The organism is Plantactinospora solaniradicis, from assembly GCF_042658085.1.
GTDB classification, from domain to species: domain Bacteria; phylum Actinomycetota; class Actinomycetes; order Mycobacteriales; family Micromonosporaceae; genus Plantactinospora; species Plantactinospora solaniradicis.
On sequence record NZ_JBHSPR010000037.1, the window covers coordinates 1 to 26661 of the forward strand.

At 70.6% G+C, this 26661-nt stretch carries 24 protein-coding genes; 11 read left to right on the plus strand and 13 right to left on the minus strand.

The window, feature by feature from the left end:
• Positions 1-54: 54 nt before the first annotated feature.
• Both ACFP2T_RS31570 and ACFP2T_RS31575 read right to left on the minus strand, forming a co-directional pair.
• Positions 55-1251: an ROK family transcriptional regulator gene (locus tag ACFP2T_RS31570; protein ID WP_377428207.1), complete on the minus strand. Its 1197-nt coding sequence runs from the start codon at positions 1249-1251 to the stop codon at positions 55-57.
• Between the two features lie 156 nt (positions 1252-1407).
• Positions 1408-1857, minus strand: coding sequence for an Lrp/AsnC family transcriptional regulator (locus ACFP2T_RS31575; RefSeq protein ID WP_377428209.1), 450 nt, complete (start codon positions 1855-1857; stop codon positions 1408-1410).
• Positions 1858-1950: 93 nt separating this feature from the next.
• Here ACFP2T_RS31575 and ACFP2T_RS31580 point away from each other — a divergent pair, with 93 nt between their 5' ends.
• Both ACFP2T_RS31580 and ACFP2T_RS31585 read left to right on the plus strand, forming a co-directional pair.
• A complete protein-coding gene (locus ACFP2T_RS31580; protein ID WP_377428211.1) occupies positions 1951-2823 on the plus strand; it encodes an LLM class flavin-dependent oxidoreductase in 873 nt (290 codons plus the stop codon).
• Positions 2820-3245, plus strand: a complete 426-nt coding sequence (locus ACFP2T_RS31585) for a nucleoside deaminase (RefSeq protein ID WP_377428213.1) — start codon at positions 2820-2822, stop codon at positions 3243-3245. Before ACFP2T_RS31580 ends, ACFP2T_RS31585 begins: the two co-directional genes overlap by 4 nt.
• Before the next feature lie 60 nt (positions 3246-3305).
• On the opposite strand, the gene ACFP2T_RS31590 is transcribed toward ACFP2T_RS31585, so the two are convergent.
• Positions 3306-4295 (minus strand): LacI family DNA-binding transcriptional regulator, encoded by a 990-nt coding sequence (locus tag ACFP2T_RS31590; protein ID WP_377428214.1) that lies wholly within the window; start codon positions 4293-4295, stop codon positions 3306-3308.
• 248 nt (positions 4296-4543) lie between these two features.
• Here ACFP2T_RS31590 and ACFP2T_RS31595 point away from each other — a divergent pair, with 248 nt between their 5' ends.
• Complete coding sequence (locus tag ACFP2T_RS31595) at positions 4544-5788, plus strand: MFS transporter (RefSeq protein WP_377428216.1); 1245 nt, start codon at positions 4544-4546, stop codon at positions 5786-5788.
• Here ACFP2T_RS31595 and ACFP2T_RS31600 read toward each other — a convergent pair whose 3' ends face one another.
• Positions 5789-7084: a glycoside hydrolase domain-containing protein gene (locus tag ACFP2T_RS31600; RefSeq protein ID WP_377428218.1), complete on the minus strand. Its 1296-nt coding sequence runs from the start codon at positions 7082-7084 to the stop codon at positions 5789-5791.
• 524 nt (positions 7085-7608) lie between these two features.
• On the opposite strand from ACFP2T_RS31600, the gene ACFP2T_RS31605 reads away from it, so the two are divergent.
• Positions 7609-8133, plus strand: a complete 525-nt coding sequence (locus ACFP2T_RS31605; RefSeq protein ID WP_377428220.1) for a hypothetical protein — start codon at positions 7609-7611, stop codon at positions 8131-8133.
• A 27-nt stretch (positions 8134-8160) separates the two neighbouring features.
• Here ACFP2T_RS31605 and ACFP2T_RS31610 read toward each other — a convergent pair whose 3' ends face one another.
• Genes ACFP2T_RS31610 through ACFP2T_RS31630 form a run of 5 tightly spaced genes read right to left on the minus strand, consistent with a single transcriptional unit; the run spans position 8161 to position 14293 of the window.
• The gene (locus ACFP2T_RS31610) at positions 8161-9024 is read right to left on the minus strand and encodes a carbohydrate ABC transporter permease (RefSeq protein ID WP_377428222.1); all 864 of its coding nucleotides are present in this window, start codon (positions 9022-9024) and stop codon (positions 8161-8163) included.
• 31 nt (positions 9025-9055) lie between these two features.
• Positions 9056-9988, minus strand: coding sequence for a carbohydrate ABC transporter permease (locus tag ACFP2T_RS31615; RefSeq protein ID WP_377428224.1), 933 nt, complete (start codon positions 9986-9988; stop codon positions 9056-9058).
• Positions 9985-11310, minus strand: a complete 1326-nt coding sequence (locus ACFP2T_RS31620) for an ABC transporter substrate-binding protein (protein WP_377428226.1) — start codon at positions 11308-11310, stop codon at positions 9985-9987. Before ACFP2T_RS31620 ends, ACFP2T_RS31615 begins: the two co-directional genes overlap by 4 nt.
• Positions 11311-11322: 12 nt before the next feature.
• Positions 11323-12777 (minus strand): RICIN domain-containing protein, encoded by a 1455-nt coding sequence (locus ACFP2T_RS31625; RefSeq protein WP_377428228.1) that lies wholly within the window; start codon positions 12775-12777, stop codon positions 11323-11325.
• A 34-nt stretch (positions 12778-12811) separates the two neighbouring features.
• Complete coding sequence (locus tag ACFP2T_RS31630; protein WP_377428229.1) at positions 12812-14293, minus strand: pectinesterase family protein; 1482 nt, start codon at positions 14291-14293, stop codon at positions 12812-12814.
• A 262-nt stretch (positions 14294-14555) separates the two neighbouring features.
• Here ACFP2T_RS31630 and ACFP2T_RS31635 point away from each other — a divergent pair, with 262 nt between their 5' ends.
• The 5 genes from ACFP2T_RS31635 to ACFP2T_RS31655 all read left to right on the plus strand — a co-directional run bounded on the left by ACFP2T_RS31635 (position 14556) and on the right by ACFP2T_RS31655 (position 20878).
• Positions 14556-16184, plus strand: coding sequence for a glycoside hydrolase family 43 protein (locus ACFP2T_RS31635; protein ID WP_377428231.1), 1629 nt, complete (start codon positions 14556-14558; stop codon positions 16182-16184).
• Positions 16185-16189: 5 nt separating this feature from the next.
• Positions 16190-17083: a DUF6807 domain-containing protein gene (locus ACFP2T_RS31640; RefSeq protein ID WP_377428233.1), complete on the plus strand. Its 894-nt coding sequence runs from the start codon at positions 16190-16192 to the stop codon at positions 17081-17083.
• A gap of 29 nt (positions 17084-17112) precedes the next feature.
• Positions 17113-18030 carry a DUF6807 domain-containing protein gene (locus tag ACFP2T_RS31645; RefSeq protein WP_377428235.1) on the plus strand — a complete coding sequence of 306 codons (918 nt, stop codon included), beginning with the start codon at positions 17113-17115 and terminating at the stop codon, positions 18028-18030.
• Positions 18027-19367: an ROK family protein gene (locus ACFP2T_RS31650; RefSeq protein WP_377428237.1), complete on the plus strand. Its 1341-nt coding sequence runs from the start codon at positions 18027-18029 to the stop codon at positions 19365-19367. Before ACFP2T_RS31645 ends, ACFP2T_RS31650 begins: the two co-directional genes overlap by 4 nt.
• Before the next feature lie 236 nt (positions 19368-19603).
• A complete protein-coding gene (locus tag ACFP2T_RS31655) occupies positions 19604-20878 on the plus strand; it encodes a pectate lyase (protein WP_377428239.1) in 1275 nt (424 codons plus the stop codon).
• 71 nt (positions 20879-20949) lie between these two features.
• Here the strand turns inward: ACFP2T_RS31655 and ACFP2T_RS31660 are convergent, their stop codons facing one another.
• Genes ACFP2T_RS31660 through ACFP2T_RS31675 form a run of 4 tightly spaced genes read right to left on the minus strand, consistent with a single transcriptional unit; the run spans position 20950 to position 24387 of the window.
• Complete coding sequence (locus tag ACFP2T_RS31660) at positions 20950-22143, minus strand: ABC transporter permease (RefSeq protein WP_377428241.1); 1194 nt, start codon at positions 22141-22143, stop codon at positions 20950-20952.
• The gene (locus ACFP2T_RS31665) at positions 22140-22793 is read right to left on the minus strand and encodes an ABC transporter ATP-binding protein (protein WP_377428242.1); all 654 of its coding nucleotides are present in this window, start codon (positions 22791-22793) and stop codon (positions 22140-22142) included. The genes ACFP2T_RS31660 and ACFP2T_RS31665 overlap by 4 nt, the downstream gene beginning before the upstream one ends.
• Positions 22790-23839: a peptidoglycan-binding protein gene (locus ACFP2T_RS31670; protein WP_377428244.1), complete on the minus strand. Its 1050-nt coding sequence runs from the start codon at positions 23837-23839 to the stop codon at positions 22790-22792. Before ACFP2T_RS31670 ends, ACFP2T_RS31665 begins: the two co-directional genes overlap by 4 nt.
• On the minus strand, positions 23836-24387 hold the full coding sequence (locus ACFP2T_RS31675) for a hypothetical protein (protein ID WP_377428246.1): 552 nt from the start codon (positions 24385-24387) through the stop codon (positions 23836-23838). Before ACFP2T_RS31675 ends, ACFP2T_RS31670 begins: the two co-directional genes overlap by 4 nt.
• A gap of 112 nt (positions 24388-24499) precedes the next feature.
• Here ACFP2T_RS31675 and ACFP2T_RS31680 point away from each other — a divergent pair, with 112 nt between their 5' ends.
• Positions 24500-25798: a sensor histidine kinase gene (locus ACFP2T_RS31680; RefSeq protein WP_377428248.1), complete on the plus strand. Its 1299-nt coding sequence runs from the start codon at positions 24500-24502 to the stop codon at positions 25796-25798.
• The gene (locus ACFP2T_RS31685) at positions 25795-26454 is read left to right on the plus strand and encodes a response regulator (protein WP_377428250.1); all 660 of its coding nucleotides are present in this window, start codon (positions 25795-25797) and stop codon (positions 26452-26454) included. Before ACFP2T_RS31680 ends, ACFP2T_RS31685 begins: the two co-directional genes overlap by 4 nt.
• Positions 26455-26661 lie beyond the last annotated feature (207 nt).

A 26661-nucleotide genomic window follows, 5' to 3' on the forward strand; every position in this document is an offset into this window, starting at 1 on the left:
CGACCGAAGCATGTCATGAGCAGGACTGCCGATGCATGATCGACAGGACACGCCCTAGGCGAGCAGCAGGGACTGGGGCCGCGCCGACAGGACCTGGTCCAGCACGAGGCAGGCGGCACCGAGCGCGCCGACGTCGTCGCCGAGGGCCGTACCGGTCACCGTCGTCTCGTGCATCTTTCCGACGAACGGCGACGACGCGACGATGGAGTTGATCACCGGGAGGAACAGCCGGGACAGGTGCGGCCAGATCGGACCGCCGAAGACGATCAGTTCGGAGTCGACCAGGGTGGCCGCGGCACTGACGCCGAGCCCCACTCTCCGGGCCCAGCCGTGGATGATGTTCTGCGCGGTGCTGTCCCCGGCGTCGGCGAGCGCCATCAGGTCGAGCAGGCTCCGCTCCGCCTCGCCGGGCCCGACCGGTGCCTTCTCCGGACCCAGGATCCTTCGCTCGATGGCCTCGTTGACCAGCGCGTACGTCGTGCAGTTGGCGTCCAGCCCGCCGATCTCGCCCGCGTTGCCGGAGACGCCACGCAGGACGACGTCGTTGACCACCACGCCCATCCCGGAACCCGTACCGAGGTAGAAGAACAGGAAGTTGCCGGAGTGCACGGCGGCGCCCGCCCACCGTTCGGCGATCGCCGCCGCGATGACGTCCTTGTCCATCACCACCGGCCACCCGGTGACCCGGGACAGCTGGTCGCGCAGCGGCACCCGTTCCCAGCCCGCCAACTGCGGAGGTTCGACGACCGCGCCGGCCACCGCGTCGATCGGCCCCGGAACCGCGACGCCCAGGCCCAGGATGCGGTCGCGGGGAATGCCCGAGTCCTCGACGAGCTGTTCGACGGCGGCGCTCATATCGGCCAGCGTCTGCGCCTGGTCGACGACCTGCGGCGTCGGTTGCCGCATCCGGCGTACCACCGCGCCGACCAGGTCGAGCACCACATAGGTCACCACGGCCGGATCCAGGTGTACGCCGATCGCGAAGCTTCCGCCGGGGCTGACCTGGAGAACGGTCCGAGGCTTGCCGACCCGCCCGCCCTTCTTGCCCGCCTCGACGACGAGTCCCCGGTCGAGCAGGCGACGGCAGATGTTCGACACGGTCTGCGCCGACAGGCCCGTCGCGGCGGCGAGTTCGACCCGGCTCAGCCCGTCGGGCGCACGCCGGATCGCGTCGAGCACGACCGACTCGTTGAAGTCACCCATCCGGGGAAGATTCGTCCCACGTCGAACGGTCGGTTGGTCGATCGTCACGCCCGTACTCCCTGTTTCGGGTGCCTTGAGGGTAACCGCCCGGCCACCGGTCCGGACCCGACGTCGCCCCGCGCGGGGACGCGCTGGCGGCGGCCCACCCGACCTGCGGTACGCCGGTCGCCACAGAGGACGGTACCTTAAATCAAACCGATGTACTTATAACCCTCGCCGGGGCCCCCGGTACGGCAACGTCTGCCGGTACACGACGTTGGTGGTGGTGCTCCCGAACTGGGCCAGCTCGTCCACGAGCTGTTCGAGGTGGGCCATGCTGTCGGCGGTCACCTTCAGCAGGTAGCAGTCCTCGCCGGTGGTCCGCAGGCACTCCAGGATCTCCGGGCGCTCGTCGAGGAGCCGGTGCAGCGGCTGGTGCTGGCTGCCCGGATACTTGAGCCGCACCACGGCGAGCACCGGGTAACCGACCTTCGTCAGGTCGACCTCGGCGCGGTAGCCGGTGATGACCCCGAGCTGCTCCAGCCGCCTGACCCGCTCCGTGGCCGCCGACGCGCTGAGGTTGACCCGTCGGCCCAGCTCGGTGAGCGGTACCCGGCCGTCCCGCTGCAACTCGGCCAGGATGGCCCAGTCGGTCAGATCAAGATCCTCGGCCACCGGACCAGAGTACCGGCAGATCCACGGCACATCCCCGAGTACGCGGGCAGAAGTCCCTTCCGACCCGGGGAGCCTGCTGACTAGCCTGTTCCGGTGCAGATAGGCGTGAACGTACCGAACTTCGGACCCGGCACCGATCCCGGCATGCTGCGGCAGTGGGCACAGACCGTGGAGGGCCTCGGCTTCGACCTGCTGATGGTCTCCGACCACGTCGCGGTGACCCCGGACGTCGCCGAGCAGTACCCGGCGCCGTTCTACGAACCGTTCACCGCGCTCGCCTGGCTGGCCGGGATCACCTCCCGGGTCAGGCTCGGCACGACGGTGCTGATCGTGCCGTACCGGCACCCGCTGCTCGTCGCCCGGATGGCCGCCAACCTCAGTCAACTCAGCGGTGGACGACTGGTCCTCGGCGTCGGCGTCGGCTGGGCCCGGCAGGAGTTCGCCGCTCTCGGCGTACCGTTCGCGCAGCGCGGCCGGCTCACCGACCAGCACCTCCAGACGATCCGGGCGGCCTGGGCCGACGACGGCGACTACCGCGCCGGGGACATTCCGATCTGGGTGGGCGGCAACAGCGACACCGGCCAGCGCCGCGCGGTACGCCTCGGCGAGGCGTGGCACCCGCTGCGGTTCACCCTCGACTGGTTCTCCGCCGCCGTGGACCGGTTGAAGGCCACGGCCAACGAGCAGGGCCGCCCGGTGCCCGCCCTGGCACCACGGATCATCCTGCGGATCACCGACGCACCACTGGTCGGACCGGAGCGGCTGGCCGGCGAGGGCAGCCTCGACCAGGTGCTCGACGACATCGAGGCGCTGCGCCTGCTCGGCGCCGAAACCGTCGTGCTGGACCCGTTCGGCGGGAACCCGGCCGAGACCCGACATCCGCAGGTGGCGTGGCAGGCGCTCGCCACCATCGCCGCCCACCGGGCCGGAACACCGAACACCGCACACCGAACGGAGCGACCATGACATCCGACGACGAACGCCTGTTGCGCCGGGCCATCGCACTCGCCGCCGAGGCGCGGGCGGCCGGCAACCCGCCCTTCGGCTCACTGCTGGTCGGCCCCGACGGTGCCGTACTGGCCGAGGAGCGCAACACCACCATCACCGACGCCGACATCTCGGCGCACCCGGAGCAGAAGCTGGCCCGGTGGGCGGCCAGGGAACTCGATCCGGACACCGCGGCCCGGACCGTCATGTACACCAGTTGCCAGCCCTGCAACATGTGCACCGGGGCGATCGAACGCTCCGGCCTCGGCCGGGTCGTGTTCGCGCTCTCCGGCGAGCAGTTGGCGACCCTCAAGCCCTCCGGCGGCTTTCCACCCGTACCGCAGAGCGGTCCCGCGCTGTTCGACGAGGCCCGCAAACCGGTGGACGGCTACTACCACTGAGCCCCATGGGCCCGAAGCCCGCCGGACGCCCCGCTGACCGTGGGCTTCCGGCGGCTTCCGTCAGGCGCTCTCCCGGAGGATCAGTTGGGACGGATAGGCGGTGGCCGGCGGCACCCGGGCCCGGTCGAGCACGGCCGTCGCGGCCGCCGTGGCGATCCGCTCGACCGGGTGGCTCGCGGTGGTCAGGGCCGGGGCGCTCAGCGCGGCGAACGGCACGTCGTCGAAACCGGCGACGGCGACGTCGTCCGGCACCCTGACACTGCGCCGACGCAGCACCGCGAGCGCGCCCAACGCCATCGCGTCGCTGTTCGCGAACACCGCGTCGGTGTCCGGCCAGCGGTCCAGGATCGTCACCATCGCGGCCTGGCCACCGGCAGCGGTGAAATCGCCCGGCACCAGCCGGATCGGCAGCCCCGCCGCCCGAATCACCTGCCGGTACGCCGTGACGGGCCGCCGGGTGCAGGGCATCCAGTCCGGACCGGTGATCATCGCGATCCGGCGCCGGCCGGAGTCGTACAGGTGGCTGACGATCGTGCTCGCCGCGCCCCCGTTGTCCACGTCGAACGACGGCACGGCGGCAGAACCGATGCCGATCGACACGGCCCTGCCGCCCAGGGCGGCCGGTACCGCCGCCAGGATCCGCTCGGTCGTGTTGACGATGAGCACCCCACGGACGCTGCGGTCCTCCGCCAACCGTCGCAGTCGCTCCGGCGCGTGCAGCGGCAGCCACTCCAGGGACACCCCGACCTCCCGCAGCGCGCAGACCTCGGCCGCGGCCCGCACCACCCGGTCGACGTACGGGTCGTGCAGCACGCCCGGTTCCGTGCCGGCGACCGCCACGACGAGCCGTACCCCGCCACCGGTCGCGAGCGCCCGGGCCGCCGGGTTCGGCGCGTAGCCGAGTTGTTCGGCGGCGGCGGCGACCCGGTCCCGGGCCGAGGGGGAGGCGGCGCCGTACCCGGCGAGGACCCGGGACGCCGTCGACCGGGAGACCCCGGCGAGCCGGGCGACGTCCTCCAGGGTGGCCTGCTGTGAAAGCGGCCTAGCCATGCCGGCCCCCGCGCGGAGACTGATCCGAGCACGGTGGCGGCGCGGTGGCACGATCAAGGTGGCGCATGGGGAAATGATGCACCCGTGGCGCGGGCTGCGGCGAGCCGAAATCGCACCGGTCGGTCGCCGGCGGTCTTCCACCGGCACCGCTTGCATTGGGAGCGTTCTCAGGGGTGCGATCTTGTCAGCGACTCCCCCGCCCGAGGAGTCGACGTTCGTCGAAAGAGTCGAGAGCGGAGGCCGCACCGGTGACCCCTCCTACCGGCGCCGCAGGCACGCTCCGACCACCGACCGTACCGGCGCGGGTCCTCGCGGCCCGGACCGGCGTCGCCGTGGTGTTCGGTCTCAACGGGCTCGCCGTCGCCTCGTGGTTCTCCCGGGTTCCGGCGGCCCGGGACGCCCTCGGGCTCACGCCGGGACGGTTGGGCCTGCTGCTACTGGCACTCTCCGCCGGTGCCCTGCTCGCGTTGCCGACCGCCGGGGTGCTGGCGCACCGGCTCGGCCCGGCCCGCACGGTGGCCAGCGCGACCGCGCTGGCTGCGGGCGGGGTGGCCCTGGCCGGCGTCGCCGCCGGCAGTTGGCACGCGGTACCGGTTGTCGCGGTTGGCCTCTTCGCCCTGGGCTACGGCTCGGGCACCTGCGAGGTCGCCATGAACGTCGAGGCGGCAGCGGTCGAACGGCGACTCGGGCGCACCATCATGCCCCGCTTCCACGCGGCCTGGAGCCTGGGCACGGTGGCCGGGGCGATCGTCGGTGCCGGCACCGCCCGGGTGGGGCTGTCGATCGGCGTCCACCTCTGCCTGGCCGCCGTTGTGATGCTGGCCGGCACGCTCGTCGCGGTCCGGTCTTTCCTGCCGGCCGCCACCGGCAAGCCGGCGGACACCGGAACCACTCCGGCCCGGGGCAGCGGCGCGCTGGCCGCCTGGCGCGAGCCGCGCACCCTGCTGATCGGGCTGCTGGTCCTGGTGATGGCCTTCACCGAGGGGACCGCCAACGACTGGATCGCGGTGGCCTTCGTCGACGGCCACCGGTTGACCGAGGCGCTGGGCGCGCTGGCCTTCGGGATGTTTGCGGCGGCGATGACGGTGGGTCGGACCGTCGGCACCGTCGCGCTGGACCGCTGGGGTCGGGTACCGGTGCTGCTCGGCACCATCGTGCTGGCCGCGCTCGGTGCGGCGACCGCGGTGCTGGCCAGCCCGTGGCCGGTGGCGCTGGCCGGAGTGGTCCTCTGGGGGCTCGGTACCTCCCTCGGCTTTCCGGTGGGGATGAGCGCGGCGGCCGATCAGGAGGACCGCGCGGCGGCCCGGGTCAGCGTGGTGGCCGTGATCGGCTACACCGCCTTCCTGGCCGGGCCGCCGCTGGTCGGGCTGCTCGGCGACCGGGTCGGCGTCCTGCGGGGCCTCCTGATCGTGCCGTTCGTGCTGCTGCCGGCCCTTCTTCTGGTGCCGACGACCCGCCGGCCCACCGATCGGGCCGGCGACCCTACCGGCTGATCAGACCCGGGTGACCCGGACCGCGTCGGCGATGACGTAGCCGGTGCCGGACGTCCAGCGGCTCACCCCCACCTTGTCTCCGTCCCCGGCGGCCAGCGTGAAGACGCCGAGGGACACCCACTGGCCGCCGCCCGCGCGCTGGTTGACGCGTACGGTCTGGTTGCCCGTGGTGGTGGCCACCATGTACGGGGTCGAGTCGTTGTAGCCCGGGTCGGCCGCGTACCAGACCGAGACCTCGTAGCTGGCGGTGGCCGGGATGTTCACCTTGTACCAGGCGACGTCGCTGCTCGTCACCGGCTCGGCGAACCGGTAGTCGGTGCCGTACCGCTGGCTGGAGTAGGCCGAGGTTCCCCAGTTCGCGCTGGCGGTGAACCGGCTGTCGGTGTTGTCGACCGTGGTGCTCCATTCCGGCGGCTCCGGCTGGTCGGGGGTCCCGACGTCGAGGTAGTTGCGGTCGATGCGCATCTGCACGCCGCCCCAGGTTTCGTAGACGTCACCGGCGTACTGGTGCAACCGCTGACGGTCGGCGTAGTACTCCGCCGGGCAGTACGGGCCGGCGTCGGTGTCCGCCACGTTGTTCCACCAGGCGAACCAGAGGTGGTCGACGCGGGTGTAGGCAGGGTCGTTGTACGCGCTGCACAGATCCCGGACCCCGGACGATCCGCTGGAGTACATGCCCGAGAGGTAGCCGAGCGTGTGCAGCCGTTCCGTCCAGCCGGACAGGTAGGACAGCACGGCGGCCTTGCACGACGCGTTCGACGGGTACTGCTCGATGTCGTTGTAGATCGTGCTACCGGCGGGGATGCCGAGCGCCCGCGCGGCGTTCACCGCGCTCGTCGCCCGGCTCGCGCCCTGGGACCGCGCGGTGGTCGGGTCGGCGGACATCTTGGGCAGCCTGGTTCCGCACGGGGCCTGGTTGTCGAGTTCGATGGGAATCAGGCGCCAGCCGTTGTTGGTCTGGTTCGTCACCCAGGTCGCGGTCAGGTTCGGCTGGGCGCACGAGCGGCTGGCGCCGCTGATGTAGATGCCGACCGCACGGTACGGCGAACTCGCTCGCCAGGTGTTCATGACCGACTGGGACGGGGCCGTGCAGGTGTCGAAGCCCCGTCCGGTGAAGGTGCCCGGCTGAGGACCGGCCGCCGCCAGCGGCGCCGCCCCGGGCAAGAGTCGCGACGTCGAGCCGCCGTCGGGTAGCGACGACGAGCCGACGTCGACCGCCTGGGCGGGCATGGCGGCCACCGATGCTCCGGCGACCGCGATCATGAGGCCGGTCAGGCCCGCCATGATCCTTCTCATCCAGGTCTCCTTTGGAGGAATTTTTACACGCGGCGTAGATCCTTGGAAAATTCCTACCACGTATCGATGGCTGCCGCTAGGAGGATCCAGGACAAGCCGGCGTGAATCTCCGGCGGCGAACCGACGGTCCCGCCGTGGTCATGGCGATCGGGGACGTCGTCCAGCGATCCTCGTGATCGGCCGGCGGTCGGTGGCGGTTGCTCTACTTCCCCGTTCCCCGTGCAGAACTGCTGCGCCGCCTGAGGACCCGCAACCAGTTGACGCACGCGAACGCCCTCAGGGTGACGGAGCGGGAAGCGAACCCGTGGTAGGTCGATCGGCCGTCCACCGCGACCACCCGCAGCGTCAGCTTCCGAACCGACCCTGCCGGCCTGCGCGGACGTGTACGGCAGGCGGGTCCGGGCGCTGCGCGACCGTGGATACGAATCTGGACGAGCGCAATGTATTCAGGGCCCTCGAATTCAGGTGGCGGCACCCTACATTTGGGGGAAGCTGGATTAGGCACTGGCCAGCACCGTTGAGGCATGAAGCTCCGAATATTCGCCGCAGCAGGAGCAGCGACAATCGTCCTGGCCGGGTGCACCGACGACGGCAGCGGCAAGCCGTCCGCATCGTCCGGCGTGACCAACCAAGCAGCGCTCATCGAGGCCGCGGCATGTATGCGCGCTCACGGATTCCCCGAATTTCCCGATCCGGTCGAAACCGATGGACGCTGGGCGTACCCGGCCCCCGCACCGAACATACTCCGGCAGCCCAATCCAGACTGTGATCAGCTGCTCCGGAGGGCCGGAGCCATCCCTGAGATTACGGCTCGAGCGGTGACCGCCGACGAGATGAGCAAGCTGCGTAAGTGGGCGGACTGCATACGCACGAACGGTGTGCCCGACTGGCCCGACCCGGAGGCCGACGCTGTCTTCCGTCCGAGCAGGTTTCTGGAGAATGACGACCCGGTATGGCGGAAAGCCGATGAAGCCTGCCGGCACCTGGAGTTCGGCCCCATTACGGTTGACCCAGGTTCGGGTCACAGCAAGACGGGCGGGTCCGACTGAAGTCGACTCGGCGGCCGCAGACAACCACTACTTCAGGCCGGTGGTGGCGATGCCCCGAACGAGGTACTTCTGACCGGCGATGAAGAAGCCGATGACCGGTGCGAGCGACACCGCCGACATGGCGAACATCTGGCTCCACTGGCTCTGTCCCTCGGAGTCGACGAACTGCCGCAGGGCGAGCGGCACCGTGTACAGCTCCGAGTCGGTGAGGTAGAGCAGGGGGCCGAAGAACTCGTTCCAGACCGAGATGAACGTGAAGATCGCCGTGGTGGCGAACGCCGGCATGCTCAACGGCATGATGATCTTCCAGAAGACCCGGAACGGCCCGCAGCCGTCGATCCGGGCGGCGTCGTCCAGCTCGGTCGGCAGGGCCCGCATGAACTGCACCATCAGGAAGATGTAGAACGCGTTGGTGGCCAGGAAGTTCGGCACCAACAGCGGATAGTACGTGTTGATCCAGTCGAGCTTGGCGAAGACGACGTACTGCGGCACCAGCAGGACGTGACCGGGCAGCATCATCGTGCCGAGCATCAGCACGAAGAAGAGCCGGCGGCCGGTGAACCGCAACCGGGCGAACCCGTACGCCGCCAGCGAGCAGGAGAGCAGATTGCCGACGATGCTCAGTACGACGATCACGAGCGAGTTGGCCAGGTAGAGGCTGAACGGATGCTCCAGTGCCGACCAGCCGCCCGGATAGTTCGTCAGGTCCCACTCCGTCGGCCACAGCCCGAGGTCGGTGAAGACGATCCGACTCGGCTTGAACGAACTGGAGACCAGCCAGGCCAGCGGGTACATCATGACCGCGCCGATCAGGCAGAGCGTCACGTGCCGGATGAACCGGGACCGACGGGTGCTGCCGATCCGCTCGACGCGGCTGTCGGTGTCCGACATGCTGACGCCATCCTCTCCGTCCGGGCCGGACTCAGTTGTCGTAGAAGACCCAGTAGCGGGCCGCCAGGAAGTTGACCGCGGTCAGGATCGCGATGAGCACGAGCAGCACCCACGCCATCGCCGAGGCGTAGCCCATGTCGAACTGGGTGAAGCCGCGCAGGTACAGGTACACGTTGTAGAACAGGGTCGACTCCGCCGGGCCGCCCGTACCGCCGCTGAGCACGAAGCCCTGGGTGAAGGTCTGGAACGAGGCGATCAGCGACTGGACCAGGTTGAAGAAGATGATCGGGCTGAGCAGCGGAATCGTGATCGATCGGAACTGGCGGAACCGGGAGGCGCCGTCGACGGCGGCGGCCTCGTAGTAGGCGACCGGGATCTGCCGCAGCCCGGCCAGGAAGATCACCATCGGCGAACCGAAGGTCCAGACGTGCAGGATGATCAGCGTGGTGAGGGCATGGTCCGGATCGGTCGTCCAGGCGGGCCCCTGCACCCCGAACCAGCCGAGGAAGTCGTTGACGATGCCCTCGGCGCCGAAGATGTAGCGCCAGAGCAGCACGACCGCGACGCTGCCGCCCAGTAGCGACGGCAGGTAGAAGACCGCCCGGTAGACCGGCAGGCCCCGGATGCCCCGGTGCAGCACCATCGCCACCAGCAGCGCCGCCACCAGCGACAGCGGCACCGACACGAACGTGTAGACGAAGGTCACCTGGAGCGACTGGCGCAGCCGGGCATCACCGAGCATCTCCCGGAAGTTGTCCAGGCCGATCCACCGGGGCGCGGTGAGCAGGTTGTAGTCGGTGAAGGCCAGGTAGAGCGACGCGAAGAACGGGATGACCGTGAAGAGCATCCCGACGAACCAGGGCAGCAGGAACAGGTAGCCGGCCCGGTCCCGCCGGCCCCGGCGGCGTGGTGGTCCCGGGGTCGTCGCCGGTGTGGCGGCGACGACCCCGGTGGGTCCGGTCACTTCGTGAGCGCCTTGCGTGCCTCGGCGACGAACGCACGGGCACCCTCGGCCGCGCTCCGCCGCTTGAACTCCACCTCGGTGGCGATGGTCTCCAGACTCGCCGCGATCGCGCTGCCACCCGGCGGATAGGTGTACGACCTCGGCAGCTTCTCCCCCTGGAGCCTGATCAGGTATTCGGTAGCGGTCTGGTCGTCGGGTTCCAGGGTCGGCTTGACCGTCTCGGCGATCCGCTGGTTCGCCGGTACGCCCCGGGTGGTGCCGGTGGCCCTGGCCGCCTCGGCGTCGTTGACGAGGAAGTCGAGCAGCTTGAGCGCCTCGTCCCGGTGCTTGGACGCCGATGCGATCGACCACAGCGCCGGGGTGTCGATCGACTGTCCACGCCGCCGGCCCTGGACCTCGCCCGGCATCCGCAACAGCGCGAGGTTGCCGCCGGCCGCCTCGTTGTAGGACAGGAAGTTGTTCGTCGGGATGATCTGGGAGGCGAGCGTGCCCTTCGCCAGATACGACTGCGCGGCCGAGGCCCCGGTCTCCTCGAAGAACCCGGCCGGCGGAAAACCGCCCTGGTCCCGCATCCGCTGCACCATCTCGAACCAGGCCGTGACGGTGCCCTCGCTGACCCCGAGCGCCCCGTCGGCGGTGAAGAAGTCCTCACCGCGCTGCCGGGTGAAAACGAGGAGGTTGGCCATGGTCTGCGGCTCGAATCCGGTGCCGTACACCTTCCGGCCGCTTTTCGCGGTGATCTGCCGGGCGAATCCGGCCAGGTCGTCCCAGCTCCAGGTGTCGCCGTTCGGCACCTGCACGCCGTACCGGTCGGTGAGGGTCCGGTTGACGACGAAGCCGATGCTGTTCAGTCCGGACGGCACGCCGTAGGTCTTGTCACCGACCGTCGCCAGCGTGCGGGCGCTCTCGCCCAACCCGGTCAGGTCGAGCGCGTCGCCGTGCGCGCCGAGGTCGAGCAGGGTGCCCCGGTCGGCGTACTCGCGCAGGCTGTCCACTCGCATCGCCATCAGGTCCGGCGGATCGCCGGCGGCGAACCGGGTGGCCAGTTTGTCCTTGTAGGGGCCGCTGTCCTGGTACTCGACCCGGACGGTGACGCCGGGATGCTTCCGCTGGAACAGGTCCAGCGCCGCCTGGGTCTTCTGGGCGCGTTTCGCGTCGCCCCACCAGACCATGTTCAGGGTGACGCTGCCCTGGTCGGCGCCGTCGTCGCCACCGCCGAAGCCTCGGCCGCAGGCGGAAAGTCCGAGAGCCAGACCGGCCAGGCCGGCGGCCTTCAGCGCCGCGCGGCGGCCGAACACGGCGGTGTGGGTATCGGGCGGCATTGCGGGCTCCCCTCAGTTCCCGATGCCGGCCTGCGGGCCGGCGTAGGTCCGCAGCATGGCGGGGATGCCCGAGGCCGGGTGGAGGGTGTACGAGTAGAAGCTGCTCGGGTTGAACGCCGAGCCCTTGGAGGTGACCTTGCCGGAGTCCCAGGGGCTGTTGACCAGGACGTTGCCCCGGTTGACCAGCTCGCCGGCCTCGACGTAGTACGGGTTACGGACGTTCTCGAAGTAGCTGTTCTCGACCACACCCTTGGTCAGGCCCCGGATGTAGTTGCCGTACGAGGTCGAGTTCTGAAGGTAGTTGTTGTACAGGTGGCAGTACGCGATGTTGTCCGCGCTGGGGTTGCGGGTCCTGGTGTTCTGGAACCAGTTGTGGTGGATCGTGATCCGCGCGGTGACGTTCTCGGTCCAGCCGATCCCGAACGTCTTGTTGTTGTCGACCAGGTGGTTCCAGGACACGGTCAGGTTCGTGGTGTCCTTCCGGCTGTCGATCAGACCGTCGTTCATCCGGGACAGCCGGTTGTGGTCGATCCAGATCCGGTTCGCGGTGTCGAGCTGGATCGCGTCGTAGTCGTACGCGTCGTCGTCGGGGTCGTCGTCCGGCATCAGGGTGTCGCGGATGGTCAGGTTCCGGATGATGACGTTGCTGACCCCGGTGCCGAGGAAGAACCCGCCACCGACGATGTGCCCACTGGTACCGACCCCGATGATCGTCTTGTTCGACGCCACTCGCAGCTCGGTACCCTTCGGACTGATATTGATCGTCCCGGCCACCCGGATCACGTACGGGGTACTGGCCGTCACGTACTGGTTGAGCTGCGCCTGCGTGGTGACCGTGACCGTCTGACCACCCGCACCACCGGTCGTACCCTGGGCGAACCCGTCCGGCACGGACGAGTACGGCACCTGCGGTCCCGACGAGCCACCGATCTTGACCATCTGCCACTGCTGGTTGACGCCGTCCAGGTCGGTGAACTGGGAAACCCGTCCGCCGTCGGTCGTCGACCACTCCCAGATGTCGAGCGCCTTGCCGCTGAGGCGGTTGACCAACCGGACGTGGCCGTCGGCCGAGTCCACCACCCGGAAGTGCTGCCGGGTGTCACTGCTGGGCGCCTGCTGGGTCAGCTCCGCGCCGTCGGCGGCCGAGGCGATCTGCAGCGCCTTGCCACTGTGCCGGGACCGGAGCTGGTAGTAGCCGCTACCGACGTCGAGGAACTGCCACTGCTGCTGGTTACCGTCGTTACGGGCCCACTGCACGATCGGCGCACCGTCGTTCGTCGCGAGGTTGTACACGTCGATCGCCTTGCCGCTGTGCCGGGAGGTCAGCACGTAGTAGGCGCCGGTGTCGACGTTGGCGGCCTGGGCCGGCGTCGTCGAGACGGCCAGCGCGACCGGCACGGCCAGCGCCGCCACCATCGTCGCGGCGAGGGCCGGCGGGCGCCGGTGTCTGAGAATCCTGGTGAGCATCTGGATGTCCTCCGGATGTGGTGGTGGTCGGGGGTCAGGAGACGGGGTTCCAGCCGTCCGAGCCGGCCAGGTAGCGCTGGGGGGTGTAGGTCGCGGCCTGTGCGTCGGTGAGCTGCGGCCGGTTGCCGTTGACGCCGGCACCGGCACCGTTGTTCCGGTACTCGGAGAAGCGGGCGTTCTGCCAGGTGTTGGCGGACATGTTGGTCCACGGCTGGGCGGTGTTGATGTGCGCGCCGAGGGTCGACTCGCGGTAGAGCACCTGGGCGTCCGGCCCCCACGGTCGGCCGAGGCTGCTGGAGCCCGCCGCCGCGGAACTGGTCAGGCTGCAGCGGTAGAACAGGAAGCCGTACGCCCGGCTGGCCGGGGTGCGGGCGGCGGTGAGCGGGCCGCCGGTGGACCGCTTCTCGTGGACCTGGGTGCTGTGCAGCACCGCGATGCCGTCGCCGAAGATGAAGTCGACGGTGCCCTCGACGTACGAGTTCCGCACGTACGAGCGGGCGGCGGCGCCGACCAGGAAGGTGTCCTGGTCGCCGAGCAGCCGTACGTTGGTCAGCACGGATCGGTCGGAGTTGAGGTAGAGCGCCACGGCCTGGTGCCCGGCCTGGCCGGCGTTGGCCACCTCGTCGAAGTCGTTCGAGATGGTCAGGTTCGTCGCGGCGAAGCCCCGGCCGGTCACCGTGGCCGTCGCGCTGCCGTTCGTACCGTAGGTGCTGCCGTCGGGGCGCAGGGTTCCGGCGGAGTGGTTCTCGACGATGACCACGTTGCCGGGAGCGGCGCCGAGGCCGAGCAGGTGCAGGTTCGTCTTGTTCGACGGCACCGAGACCACCCCACGGTAGGTGCCCGGCCGGATCGCTATCGTCACCACACTGGCGCTGTTCGCCGGTGCCGCGTCGATCGCCGCCTGCACCGTACGGTGCTGGCCGGTGCCGTCGGCGGCCACGACGATCGAGCCGGCGGGCGGCCCGGAGGTGTCGCCGATCCGGACCAGTTGCCACTGCTGGTTGGTGCCACCGAGGTCGGTGAACTGGGAGATCCGGCCGCCGTCGGCGGTGGACCACTCCCAGACGTCCAGCGCCTTGCCGCTGTTCCGGTTGACCAGCCGGACGTATCCGTCCGGCGAGTCCACCAGCCCGAAGTGCTGCCGGGTGTCCGAACTCGACGCCTGCTGGGTCAGTTCCGCACCGTCCGCCGCCGAGGCGACCTGGAGGACCTTCCCCGAGTGCCGGGACCGTACCTGGTAGTAGCCGTTACCGACCGCAACGAACTGCCACTGCTGCTGGTAGCCGTCGTTGCGGGCCCACTGCACGATCGGGGCGCCGTCGTTCGTGGCGAGGTTGTACACGTCGACGGCCTTGCCGCTGTGCCGCGACGTCAACACGTAGTACGCGGCGGGGTCGACCGTCGCCGCGTACGCGGGTGCGGCCGGCACCATCAGCCCGGTCGACACGGCCGTCGCCGCCACCGTGGCGGCGAGGATCGTCCGGCGCCGGATCCGCTTGCGGGTGGAGATGGGCATGACGAGGTTGTCCCTTCGCGGGAGTGGCACGACTCGGGTGGGACGGTCCGCGCCAGGGATGTGCGCACGCTGCCCGGCGGCGCACCCGACTCCGCTGACGAGGTCCGTGGCTCCCTTGTGAACCCCGGCAGAGATAGTCAGGCGACAATAAGTTTCGCCGTGAAACTTTGTCAAGCCTGTGGTCATCATCGATATGGGAGCCGGACCGGCCGGTTAGTTACAGAAGTTGACGTAATCAAAGCAGTCGATTTAAGGTGTCGGCGTGACCCAGCGCCTCTACCACAACCCGGTGCTGGCGGCCGACTGGTCCGATCCGGACGCGATCCGGGTGGGCGACGACTTCTACCTGGTGGCATCGAGCTTCCATCGGGTTCCGGGCCTGCCGATCCTGCACTCCCGGAACCTGGTCGACTGGACGATCGTGGGGCATGCGCTGGACCGGCTGGAGCCGGCCACCGAGTTCGCCACGCCCCAGCACGGCCGGGGAATCTGGGCCCCCGCCATCCGGTTCCACGCCGGCCTGTTCTGGATCTTCTATCCCGACCCCGACCGGGGCATCTTCGTCACCACCGCCCCGGCGGTCACCGGTCCGTGGCGCCGGCCCCAGCCGCTCAAGTCCGGCCGAGGACTGATCGATCCGTGCCCGCTGTGGGACACCGACGGTACGGCGTACCTGGTGCACGCCTGGGCCCGCAGCCGGGCCGGGTTCAACAACCGGATCACCTGCCACCGGATGAGTCCGGACGCGACCCGACTGCTCGACGACGGGCGGACCATCATCGACGGCGACCGGATCCCCGGCTGCCGAACCCTGGAGGGGCCGAAGGCCTACCGCCGGGGCGACCGGTACTGGATCTTCGCGCCCGCGGGTGGGGTCGCCGACGGCTGGCAGTACGCCTTCCGGGCCCGACGGATCTACGGCCCGTACGAACACCGGATCGTGCTGGCCCGGGGCGACACCGAGGTCAACGGACCACACCAGGGCGCCTGGCTGGACACCTCCGCCGGGCAGCACTGGTTCCTGCACTTCCAGGACCGGGGCGCCCACGGTCGGGTCGTATACCTCCAGCCGATGCGCTGGGCCGAGGACGACTGGCCCCGGATCGGCGACGGCACCGGGGCGGGGCCGGGGACACCGGTCCGCAGCCACCCCGTACCGGCGGTCGGCCGCGACGACACCGCGACCGACGTACCGGCGGACGACGCCGACGGCACCGCGACCGGCGGCGACCTCGCGACCGGTCGGCTCGGACCACAGTGGTACTGGCCGGCCAATCCCCGGTCGTCCTGGTGGAGTCCGGGTCCTCCGGGAGCGCTGCGGCTGGCCTGCGTCCGTTCGGCGGCCCTGGCCGATCTGCGCCAACTGCCCAACGTCCTCGGGCAGCGGCTTCCGGCCGACCCGGGCACGGTCAGCACCACGGTGACCCTGCACAGCGACGTGCCCGGGGCCCGCGCCGGCCTGACCATTCTCGGTCGCGGCTACGCCTGGATCGGCCTCGAACGTACCGCGACGGGCATCGCACTGGTCCACCGCACCGCACCCGCGCCCGGCGCAGCCTCGTCCGGGGCTCGCACCACCGGCTCCGGCGGTGGCGTCGGCGGCTTCGCGCCGGTTCCCGGGCCGGCTCCGGCCGAGACCGACCTGGCCCGCCCGGTGCCGTTGCCGACCGGCCAACGGGCCGCCACCCTGCGGATCCACCTCGGACCCGGCGCGGTGTGCCGGTTCGCCGCCGCGCCGGGCCAGGACCCGCCCGTGCCGCTCGGCACGCCGTTCGTGGCGTTGCCCGGTCACTGGGTCGGGGCCACCGTCGGACTGTTCGCTGCGGCCCCACCGGGCGACGGCCCGGCCGGTCACGCCGAGATCAGCCGGTTCACCATGGTCGGGAGCTGAGGTCCATGCCGGGAGAACAGACCCGGGTACGGGGCGCCGTCGGGCTCCGGCACGTCGACCAGGAAGTCGCCGAGTACGTCTGGCAGCCCGTCGACCTGCCCCGACACGTCTCGCCCCGCCCGTTCCTGCATCCCGTACGCACCCTCGACGGGGTGGCGGTGACGGAGTTGATGCCCAGCGACCACCCGCACCACCTCGGGGTCAGCATCGCCGTACCCGACCTCGCCGGACACAACTTCTGGGGCGGCCGTACCTTCGTCCGCGCCCAGGGACCGACCCGACTGGACAACCACGGCACGCAGCGGCACGACGGCTGGGTCAGCCGTACCCCGGAGTCCATCGTGGCCGCACTGGCCTGGGCCGCACCCGACGGAACGGTCCTGCTGCGGGAGCGACGCCGGATGGCCGCGGTGCCGCTCACGCCGGAGTGCTGGGCGCTGGACCTCAGCTTCGAGCTGACCAACGTCACGGCCGAGCCACTGGCGTTCGCCAGCCCGGCGACCAACGGCCGGACGGATGCCGGATACGGCGGCTTCTTCTGGCGTGCTCCCCGCAGCACGGCCCGTACGGCTGTCTTCGGCCCGCGCCGCCGGGGCGTACGACACCTGCACGGGCGCCGGGGCGACTGGCTCGCGCTCACCGGCGCCACCGGACCGGACGCCCGGTGGACCCTGGTGTTCGTACCCGTGGACGAGCGGGCGCGGGCCGATCGCTGGTTCGTCCGCACCGGTGACTACCCGGGCGTCGGCTCCTGCCTGGCCTGGGAACGCCCGTTGGTCGTCCCGACCGGGGGCACGTTGCGGCGCCGTATCATCACCATCGTCGCCGACGGCACCCTGACCGTCGACCGGGCCGTCCGGCTCGCGGCGGCCGCCACCGCGCACGCCACGGACGGATGAGGACATCGACGGACGAGAGGGGCGATGGCATGGCAGGCCGATCGCCCAACCGGCACCCGCGAGACGCCTCCCCCGCTGACGCCGCGCCGGAGGCGGCCACGCTTGCGCTGTCCCCGGGTCAGCCACCCGTCGCGCACTACGGGACCGGCGCCGGTCTCGCCGACGCGCTGGCTCCCCGGCCGTACCTGCATCCGGTACGCACCATCGGCGGCACCCCGGTCACCGAACTGATGCCCGCCTCCCACCGACACCACCTCGGCGCAGGACTGGCGGTGCCGGACGTCGGCGGCGCGAACTTCTGGGGCGGTCGGACCTTCGTACCCGGACACGGGCCGATGTGGCTGGACAACCACGGTACCCAGCAGCACCGGGAGTGGCTGCGACGCGAGCCGACCGAACTCGCCCACTCGCTGCACTGGGCAACCATCGACGGAGAGGTCCTGCTCGCCGAGCGGCGTACCCTGGCCTGCCGCCCGGTGCACGACGACGCCTGGGCCCTCGACGTCGACTTCACCCTCACGAACCTGACCGGGCAGCCGCTCGCCATCCGCAGCCCGGCGACGCAGGGCCGGGCCGGAGCCGGGTACGGCGGTTTCTTCTGGCGCGCCCCGACCGGAGCCCGGCCGGCCCGCGCGATCGGGCCACGAGGTGCCGAACTGGCGGACCTGCACGGTGCCACCGCCGACTGGCTGGCCCTGACCGGCAGCACCGGCGACCGCGACTGGACGCTGATCTTCGCGGGTGCCACCGAGCGGACCCGACGGGACCGGTGGTTCGTCCGGATCCGCGACTACATCGGAGTGGGCTCCTCGCTGGCCTGGGACCGACCGCTGGTACTGGCACCGGCCGAGGCGACGACGCGACGCATCGTCACCGTCATCGCGGACGGCATCCTCCGGCCCGCACGGATCCGTGACCTCGCGGCCGGTCCGGGGTCCGGTCCGTGACCCGGCACGTACGCCGTACCGGACCGGCACCGACGACCGACGCACCGGTCCGGCAGGAGAGCCTCCGGGCGCACAACCTGGCGCTGGTGTTCCGGCAGATCGTCGCCGCCGACGGCCGCCCCATCTCCCGGATCGAGTTGGCCCACGAGACGGGGCTGACCCGGCCGACCATCTCCCGGATCGTCGACGAGTTGCTGGCCGGCCGGCTGGTCACCGAGGCGGGCCCGGCGCCCTACGGCGGGGCTGGTCGCCCCCGGGTCGGGCTGGTGCTCTGCCGGCAGGGGCCGGCGGGTCTGGGCCTCGACATCCGGGCCGACTGCCTGGCGGCCTGCGTGGTAGACCTCACCGGCACGGTCCGGCACCTCGCGTTCGTGCCGAACCCCGGACTGGACCGACCGGCCGACGACGTGCTGGCCGACCTCGCCGCGATGGCCTGGTCGGCGATCCGGGCGGCGACCATCGAGAACCTCACCGTCGTCGGCGCCACCCTCGCCGTCCCCGGCGCGGTGCAGGCCAACACCCTGGTCCGGTTCGCGCCGCCGCTGGGCTGGCGCGACGTCGACGTCGGTGCACTGCTCGGCCACGGCATCGGCGCGCGCGCGACCACCCGGACGGCGCGGGCACCGGCGGTGACCGCACTGCCGGCGGCGGCACTGCCGGTCACGGTCGAGAACGAGGCGAACCTCGCGGCGCTCGGCGAGTTGTACGCGGGCGGGGAGGAACTCACCGATTTCGCCTACGTCTCCGGCGCGCTCGGGCTGGGCGCCGGCATCGTGCTGGACGGGCGGCTGCTGCGCGGCTCCCGGGGCTGGGGCGGCGAACTCGGGCACGTCACCGTCTTCCCCGACGGCGCACGGTGCCCGTGCGGGGCGCGCGGCTGCCTCCAGGCGTACGCCGGAATGGAGGCGATTCTCGCGACCGCCGCAGAGCCGTCCGGTGGCTCGCCGGTCGCGGACGCCCTGGCCCTCGCCGACGCCGGCTCGCCCGAGACCCTGGCCGCGCTGGACCGGGCCGGCACCGCCCTCGGGATCGCCCTGGCCGGGCTGGTCAACCTCGTCGATGTCGGCACCATCCTCCTCGGCGGCGGTTACTCGGTGCTGGCCTCCTGGCTGACCGACCGGATCCGGACCGAGCTGTCACAGCGGGCGCTGAGCACCCGGTGGGCCCCGGTCGAGGTACGTCCGGCCCTGCTCGGACCGGACGCGGCGGTGATCGGCGGCGCGCTCACCTCGATCGACCGGGTCCGGCACAACCCCTCGTCCTGGCTGCTTCGCCGGTCCGGAGTGGACGGCCGGGAGGCCGGAAGTCCACTCCGGACCGGCATCGTCGCCGGCTGAGCCGGACTGTCGCCAGTTTGTCGTGCTTGCAAACGAAGTATCCCCACCCTGGTCGCAAGCAGATCCACTTTCTCGCACGATTCCCCGGCGCGATCCATTGACGTTCGCCACAGTCCGAACCTAACCTGAAATCGGAAAGCGCTTTCCGGGCGCTGCCGGATGACGCGCATGGGCCGTCGTCCGTGGTTTCGGCCGGTCTGCCGTCGCGGGCCAGCCCGATCGGGAGGTTCGATCACATGGCGGTTCTCGGTAGGACACTGCGCGGCCCCACTGCTCGCCGAGCCAGATGGCGGGCGGCGGTAGTGGTCGCGAGTTCGATGGTGCTGATCGGCGCCGCGGCGGTCGTCACGCTGCCCGCCGCCCAGGCGGCCACCATCACCCCCGGTGCCTGGTACAACATCATCAACGTGCACAGCGGCAAGGCCATCGAGATCTCCGGTGGCTCGACCGCCGACGCCGCCACCGTCGTGCAGCAGACGGTGGGCAGCGGGCAGAACCAGCAGTTCCGGTTCGAGTCCGCCGGCACCGGCTGGTGGCGGGTCGTCGCCCGGCACAGCGGCAAGGCGCTCGACCTGTGGGAGTGGAACACCGCGGGCGGCGCCGAGTACCGGCAGTGGCCGATCACCAGCGGATACAACCAGCAGTTCTCGGTGCAGAACATCGGCGACAACATCCAGCTCATCAACCGCCACAGCGGGCTGGCCCTCGAGGTCTGGGAGTGGTCGACCGCCAACGGCGCCCGGATCTCCCAGTTCGACGACCTCAACGGCGCCAACCAGCAGTGGCGAATCGTCCAGGTCGGCAGCGGCGGCGGCCCCACGACCCCGCCACCCACCGGCAACCCGCCGAGCACCAGCTTCCCGACCCCGACCGGCAACTCCCCGGTCAACAACGGCACCATCCAGGTGTCCGGCACGTTCGACGGCGGCATGCGCCGCTACTGCTGCATCGGCGACGGCGGCCAGGGCGAGAGCCAGGACCCGGTCTTCGAGATCGCGGCCGGCGGCACGCTACAGAACGTCATCCTGGGCGCACCCGCCGGTGACGGCGTCCACTGCGAGGGCAACTGCACGCTGCGCAACGTGTGGTGGGAGGACGTGGGCGAGGACGCGGCCACCTTCCGGGGCGGCAGCAACTACTACGTCATCGGCGGCGGCGCCCGGTCCGCATCCGACAAGGTGTTCCAGCACAACGGCTCGGGAACCGTGCACATCAACGGCTTCTACGCCGAGAACGTGGGCAAGCTGTACCGGGCCTGCGGCAACTGCAGCAGCTCGTACCAGCGTCACGTGGTGATGGACAACGTGGTCGTACGCTCCACCAAGGTTCTCGCCGGGATCAACACCAACTGGGGCGACACCGCCCGGTTCACCCGGATCACCGTGTACGGCTCGGCGGTCATCTGCGAGAAGTACCGCGGTGTCTCCAGCGGCAATGAGCCCGAGAAGATCGGTGAGGGAGCCGACGGCGTCAACTGCTTCTACAGTCCGTCCGACATCACGATCCGCTGACCGGTACAAAGGGCCATCTGGCGGGGCCGGCACGCACCAGTGCCGGCCCCGTCGACTATGAATGGCGTATGTCACGCTGCTCCGAGCGCCTCGGTGAGGACGATGCGGGCGGCTCGCCAGGCGGGATAGACACCAGCGCAGGCACCGATCAACACGGTGGCGAGCACACCGCCGATGGTGGCCCAGGCCGGTACGACGACTGGCCAGGCCTGGTAGTTCGAGTACGCCGCCGTGGCCAGGATTCCCAGGAGCACACCGCCCACCCCGCCGAGCGTCGAGAGCAGTAGGGACTCGGCGAGGAACTGCAGGCGGATGTGGTGACGGGTCGCGCCGAGAGCTCTGCGCAGGCCTATTTCCGGGCGCCGTTCAAGGACGGAGATGACCATGGTGTTCGCGACGCCCACCCCGCCGACCAGCAACGCCACCGCGCCCAGCCCGAGGAGCAGTGCGCTGAGCGTCGTGTCGGCGGCGTCCTTCGCCACGAGCGCGTCCGATGGCCGTGACACGGCGACCTCGTTGGGGTGCTCCGGGTTGGCGGTGGCGGCCAGGATCGTCCGCACCGCAGCGACCGCCTCATCGAGCGTGCGCGCGAAGATTCTGGTCGGATAGCCGTCGAAGCCCAGTTCGGACACTGCCACCGGCCAGCCGACCAGGGCCGCGTAGTCCAGCTCGGGCACGAGCACGACGGGGTTGAGCACACCGATGACGGTGAACCACCGGCTGCCGAGCCAAACCTGTACGCCGGGGGCGACGCTGGTGACACCGAGGCGTTTGGCGGCGCCGGCGCCGAGGACCACGGCCGGGTACCGCGCGGTGACGGGATTGAGCCAGGCGCCGTCGGCGATCGTCGCGCCGACCGTGTCGAGCAGGTCGTTGCGGGTGGCGAGCGTCGTTATGTTGCCGGTCTCAGCCGGCGGTACGCGGTCGCTGCGGTACACGTGCGCCCCGGCCAGAGTCGCCGTGGCCGTGACCGAGATGACCGGGCCGATCCGTCCGATCATCGCCACCGCGTCCACCGGCAGATGCGACGACTCGCCGCCGACGCTGTGACCGGGTCCGACCGTCAGGAGGTTCGTCCCCAGCAGGGCAAGCTGCCGATCGAGGCTCTCCCGACTGGAACTGGCGACGCCGACCACACAGACCATCGCGGCGATACCGATCGCGATGCCCACGGCAGACAGGAGGACCCGCAACGGCCGGGTCCGCAGTCCGGCGGTGCCAACCCGGACCACGTCGCGGGGCAGCAGGCGTGACGGGGCGTTCATGCCGTCACCCGGCCGTCCCGCACGTACACCCTACGGTGCAGGCCAGCGGCGATGTCCCGGTCATGGGTGATCACCACGATCGTCGTGCCTCCGGAGTGCAGTTCCCGTAGCAGGTCCATGACCTCCGCGCCGGAGGCGGAGTCGAGGTTTCCGGTCGGTTCGTCGGCGAGCAGCAGCTTCGGATCGCCGACGACCGCCCGGGCGATCGCCACCCGCTGCTTCTCACCGCCGGAGAGCTGATGCGGGCGGTGGGTCAACCGGTGTCCCATTCCCACCCGCTCCAGCGCGTTGCCGGCACGGCGTCGCCGCTCGCGCAGGCCGATCCCGGCGTAGAGCAGGCCATCGGCCACATTGTCCACGGCGGGCACACCACCGGCGAGATGGAACTGCTGGAAGACGAAGCCGATGGTTCGACCGCGCAGCGCTGCCAGCCGGTTGTCGGAGAGTTGGGACAGGTCGTTTCCGGCGATGGTGACCGTACCCGTGGTCGGTAACTCCAGCGCCCCGATCAGGTGCAGCATCGTCGACTTGCCGGAGCCGGACGGGCCGACGACGCCGACCAGCTCGCCCGGGTCGATCGTCAGCGACACCTCGCGGAGTGCCTCGACCCCTCCCGGGTAGGTCTTGCCCACCCGCTCGAGCGTGATCATGAGGGCACCACCACGAGTGTGCCCTCGGCGATGCCGTCCCCGGTGATCTGCACCTTGCCGTCCGCGAACATGCCCAGTTGTACGGCGACGTCGTGGGTGCTGGAGCCGGTCATGACCTGTACCCCGTAGCCGCCCCCGGGGAGCACGACCAGTGCGGCGATCGGAACAGCCAGCACGTTGTCCCGTTTGGACGAGACGAGGCGGACCACCACCGGAGCCTGGTCGAGCCGGCCGAGCTTGGACTGGTCGGCGACGGTGACCGTCACGTCGATCGTGGCCGGCTGGTCGTCCTCGCCGGGGGTCGCGACGGCACCGACTGTCGTGAGCGTGCCGTCGACCGTACTGCCATCCGGCAACGTGATGGTCGCGGGCAGGCCCGGGCCGACCAGACTCTGGAGTGCCACATCAAGGGCGATGGTGACGACCCTGGTGGTACCGGCGTAGGTCAGTAGCGGGCCGCCGGCCTGATCACCGAGGTGCGCGATCACCTCGGTGACGCGTAGCGCGGCGCGTGCGAGCACGACCGCGGCCGGATCGACGACCCCGGTCTGGACGAGCCCGAGATCCTTCTGCCATCGCCGTACGGCCGCCGCGGTCGTCGACGTGTAACTCTTGTCGACCGTGTATCCGGTGTAGCCCAGGGCGGCGAGGTTCTGCTCGATCTCCTTCACGTCATCGCCGGTGTCGCCGGATCGCAGCAACCGGTAGAGCGGAAGGGAGCCGTACAACAGGGGTACGGCCCGGTTGTCCGCCTTGTAGACAGGCGTACCTCGGATGATCGTCGCGCCCGGAGCCGGCAGCCAGGTGATGGTGCCATGGCCTAGGGCGTTGAGCCTGACCGGTGCCCCGTAGCCGAGCACGCCGTTCACCTGCTGGGTCCTGATCAGGGTGGTCCGGGTGACCGGGGCGGTCGTCGCCGACGGGTCGGCGGTGTTTGGTGATGTGGCCGGATTTCTGCCGCCGAATCCGACGGCGGCGGCCACCATGGCGCCGACTACCACGACCGATGTGCCGATCACCAGCGCGGTTCGTAGCGGTCGGTTCATTTGGTACCGCCTTCGCCGCGGGGCAATTTGTCCTCGCAGGCTTCCATCGCAGCCTTGTAGACGGGGTCGTTGTCGAGCTCGGTCCTGGAGAGGTTCGCCAGCCGACCCCGGATGACGATGTTGCCGAGATTGGCGCCGGTCGTCTCCGGATCTGACATATCGACGTCATGGGCGCGCATGCATACCGCGAACGCGCGCAACTGCTCCAGTTCCTGCGTGTTCAGGGGCGGGACGAGAGCGCCGCCCGGCAAGAGATGCTGGCAGGCCTGGACCGCGACGTCCCAGGCAGAGCCCCGCTCATGAGAGGAGGGCGTGGGGAGACGCAGTTCGTGCGTCGCCGGATCGGGGTCCGGCACGTTCTGACCGTGGTCCCGCATGCATCTCGCGAAGTTCAGCTGCGCGTTGGCGACCTCGGCGGCCTCCGCTGACGCGCTGGCCGCCTTCGCCGAGTTGGGCCCGCTGGCCGGCGTTGTGCAGGCGGTCGCCAGCAAGAACCCGCACAGCAGGACGGGTACCGCGACGATCCGGACGCGATGAAGGGTTCTCATGGTGGTTCACGGTGCGCCCGGACCGGGTCCGCCGTCGTCTGCCCGTGCTCGTAGTCCCGGGTACGAGCACGGTTGGACGTCTTGGGCCGCCCCCATGGCTAGCATCAAGGCCATGCGTCGCCCAGCCGGCTGGCACTTCTTCGTCCACAGCGGGCGCAGTTACCTGCTGTCGGCGCTCCTGGCTGTGGTGCTGCTGGCCGCCGCGGCCTACCTGCCGCCGTCCGGTGGGACCACCGTCGGCCGCTCCGGCGAAAATGTCGACATGGTGCGGTACTGGTGGCTATTCGCCGTCCCGCTCTTCGTCGCCCTGTTCCTGCAGCACCGGTGGCCGTTGCCCGCGCTGGCGCTCGCCGTGGTCGGGGCGGCCGGGCATCTGTACTACGCGCGTCTGGAGGTCGTCTCGCTGGTCGACCTGGTCGTGGCGATCACGCTGTACACCGTCGCCAACCGGGCCCGCGCCCGGTGGACCACCGTCGCCGTCACCGGTGCGCTCCTGGCCGGCGTCGTCGTGACGAATTTCTTCGTCCTGCTCAGTGCGAGGGCCGGCGGTCTCGAGGGTGGACAGCGGAGTGCGGTGTTGGTCAACACCGTGGGAAAGGAGAGAAACCGCAAACCGGTCCTGGGCCTCCTCGCCGGGGCCGCCGGCAACGGGATGGGGATGATGCTCGTCCTCGCCTCCGCCGCCGCGCTGGGCGAGGGCGCGCGCGCTCGGCGCAAGTACCATGAAATCGCGGAGCAACGTGCCGCGGACCTGGAGCGGGACCGCGGTCGACAGGTCGAGCTGGCGACCGTGGCCGAGCGGGCACGCATCAGCCGGGAGCTGCACGACGTCGTCGCGCACAGCCTGACCGTCATGGTCGCCCAGGCCCAGGCGGCGAGCGCCACCCAGCATCGTCGGCCCGAGCTCAGCACCGAGGCCATGGACGACGTGGTCACGACCGGCCGGGCCGCGCTCGCCGAGATGCGCCGCCTGCTCGGTACAGTCGCCGGCCCCTCCGACGGTCAGGGGCCCGGCCTCGACGGCCTGTCCGAGCTGCTGGACCGGGTCCGGGCAGCTGGGACACCGGTTCGGCTGGGCATCGACGGCCAGCTCGTGCCGCTGCCGCCGGCCGTCGACCTGACCGCCTACCGCATCGTGCAGGAAGCCCTCACCAACACCATCAAGCACGCCCGACCGGGCGCCCGCGCGGAGGTGCGGCTGGCGTTCGCCGCCCACCGTGTCGACGTCGAGGTCACCGACGACGGCGCGGGCCTCCTGGTGACGCCCACGCCGTCGCGGGGCAACGGTCTACGCGGCATCACCGAGCGGGTCGCTCTGCTCGGTGGGCAGGTGGCGGTCGGGCCGCGCCCCGATGCCGGTTTCGGTGTCCGCGCGTCCCTGCGCCTCGACCAACCGGCGGTGGGCGCGTGAGCGAGCCGATCCGGGTCCTGCTCGTCGACGACCAGTCGTTGCTGCGCAGGGCATTCCGCGCTACCTTCGGCGAGACCGACGACATCACCGTGGTGGGCGAGGCCGCCGACGGCGCCGCGGCCATGGACCTCGTCCAGCGGGTCCGCGTCGATGTCGCGCTGATGGACATCCGGATGCCCGGCATGGACGGCGTCGAAGCGACCCGCCGGCTCCGGGCGCTGCCGGACCCACCGCGCGTGCTGATCCTCACCACGTTCGACCTCGACGAGTACGTGTACGCCGCGCTCCGGGCCGGCGCCAGCGGCTTTCTCCTCAAGGACGCGCTCACCGAGGACCTGCTGGCCGCCGTGCGGACCGTCGCCTCCGGCGACGCGGTCACCGCGCCGACGATCACCGCGCGCCTCATCGCGCACTACGTCAGCTCCGCCCCGCCCACCCCGGCACGGCGCGAACTGCTGGCGCCGCTGACCGTCCGGGAACGCCACGTGCTGACGCTCATCACGTGGGGCCTGTCCAACACCGAGATCGCCCGGAAGCTGCACCTGACGCCGGGGACGGTCCGGACCCACATCAACCGCATCTTCGGCAAGCTGCAGCTTCGCGACCGCGCGCAGGCCATCATCCTGGGCTACGAAGCCGGCCTGGCACCGCCGTGAACCCGGAGGGCCGTTCCGGCCCCGCACCATTGCCGGAGGTGCACGCTGACCGCGCCGTCAACTGCCACCCATCAGCTGCCCTTCCGGATAGAGCTCCGCCTCCCGCCGCGTCAGGGCCGGCCGCAGCACTAGTAGCCGAACATGTGAACCCTGCATGATCTTGTGACTACGCGAATGGGACCGCGGGTCGAATCGGCGATCGACAGG

Excerpts from the sequence above, each read along its gene's own strand:
- ACFP2T_RS31585 (WP_377428213.1), top strand. The coding sequence starts at position 2,820 with ATGACATCCGACGACGAACGCCTGTTGCGCCGGGCCATCGCACTCGCC.
- ACFP2T_RS31590 (WP_377428214.1), bottom strand. The coding sequence starts at position 4,295 with ATGGCTAGGCCGCTTTCACAGCAGGCCACCCTGGAGGACGTCGCCCGG.
- ACFP2T_RS31600 (WP_377428218.1), bottom strand. The coding sequence starts at position 7,084 with ATGAGAAGGATCATGGCGGGCCTGACCGGCCTCATGATCGCGGTCGCC.
- ACFP2T_RS31605 (WP_377428220.1), top strand. The coding sequence starts at position 7,609 with ATGAAGCTCCGAATATTCGCCGCAGCAGGAGCAGCGACAATCGTCCTG.
- ACFP2T_RS31610 (WP_377428222.1), bottom strand. The coding sequence starts at position 9,024 with ATGTCGGACACCGACAGCCGCGTCGAGCGGATCGGCAGCACCCGTCGG.
- ACFP2T_RS31620 (WP_377428226.1), bottom strand. The coding sequence starts at position 11,310 with ATGCCGCCCGATACCCACACCGCCGTGTTCGGCCGCCGCGCGGCGCTG.
- ACFP2T_RS31625 (WP_377428228.1), bottom strand. The coding sequence starts at position 12,777 with ATGCTCACCAGGATTCTCAGACACCGGCGCCCGCCGGCCCTCGCCGCG.
- ACFP2T_RS31630 (WP_377428229.1), bottom strand. The coding sequence starts at position 14,293 with ATGCCCATCTCCACCCGCAAGCGGATCCGGCGCCGGACGATCCTCGCC.
- ACFP2T_RS31640 (WP_377428233.1), top strand. The coding sequence starts at position 16,190 with ATGCCGGGAGAACAGACCCGGGTACGGGGCGCCGTCGGGCTCCGGCAC.
- ACFP2T_RS31645 (WP_377428235.1), top strand. The coding sequence starts at position 17,113 with ATGGCAGGCCGATCGCCCAACCGGCACCCGCGAGACGCCTCCCCCGCT.
- ACFP2T_RS31655 (WP_377428239.1), top strand. The coding sequence starts at position 19,604 with ATGGCGGTTCTCGGTAGGACACTGCGCGGCCCCACTGCTCGCCGAGCC.
- ACFP2T_RS31660 (WP_377428241.1), bottom strand. The coding sequence starts at position 22,143 with ATGAACGCCCCGTCACGCCTGCTGCCCCGCGACGTGGTCCGGGTTGGC.
- ACFP2T_RS31665 (WP_377428242.1), bottom strand. The coding sequence starts at position 22,793 with ATGATCACGCTCGAGCGGGTGGGCAAGACCTACCCGGGAGGGGTCGAG.
- ACFP2T_RS31670 (WP_377428244.1), bottom strand. The coding sequence starts at position 23,839 with ATGAACCGACCGCTACGAACCGCGCTGGTGATCGGCACATCGGTCGTG.
- ACFP2T_RS31675 (WP_377428246.1), bottom strand. The coding sequence starts at position 24,387 with ATGAGAACCCTTCATCGCGTCCGGATCGTCGCGGTACCCGTCCTGCTG.
- ACFP2T_RS31680 (WP_377428248.1), top strand. The coding sequence starts at position 24,500 with ATGCGTCGCCCAGCCGGCTGGCACTTCTTCGTCCACAGCGGGCGCAGT.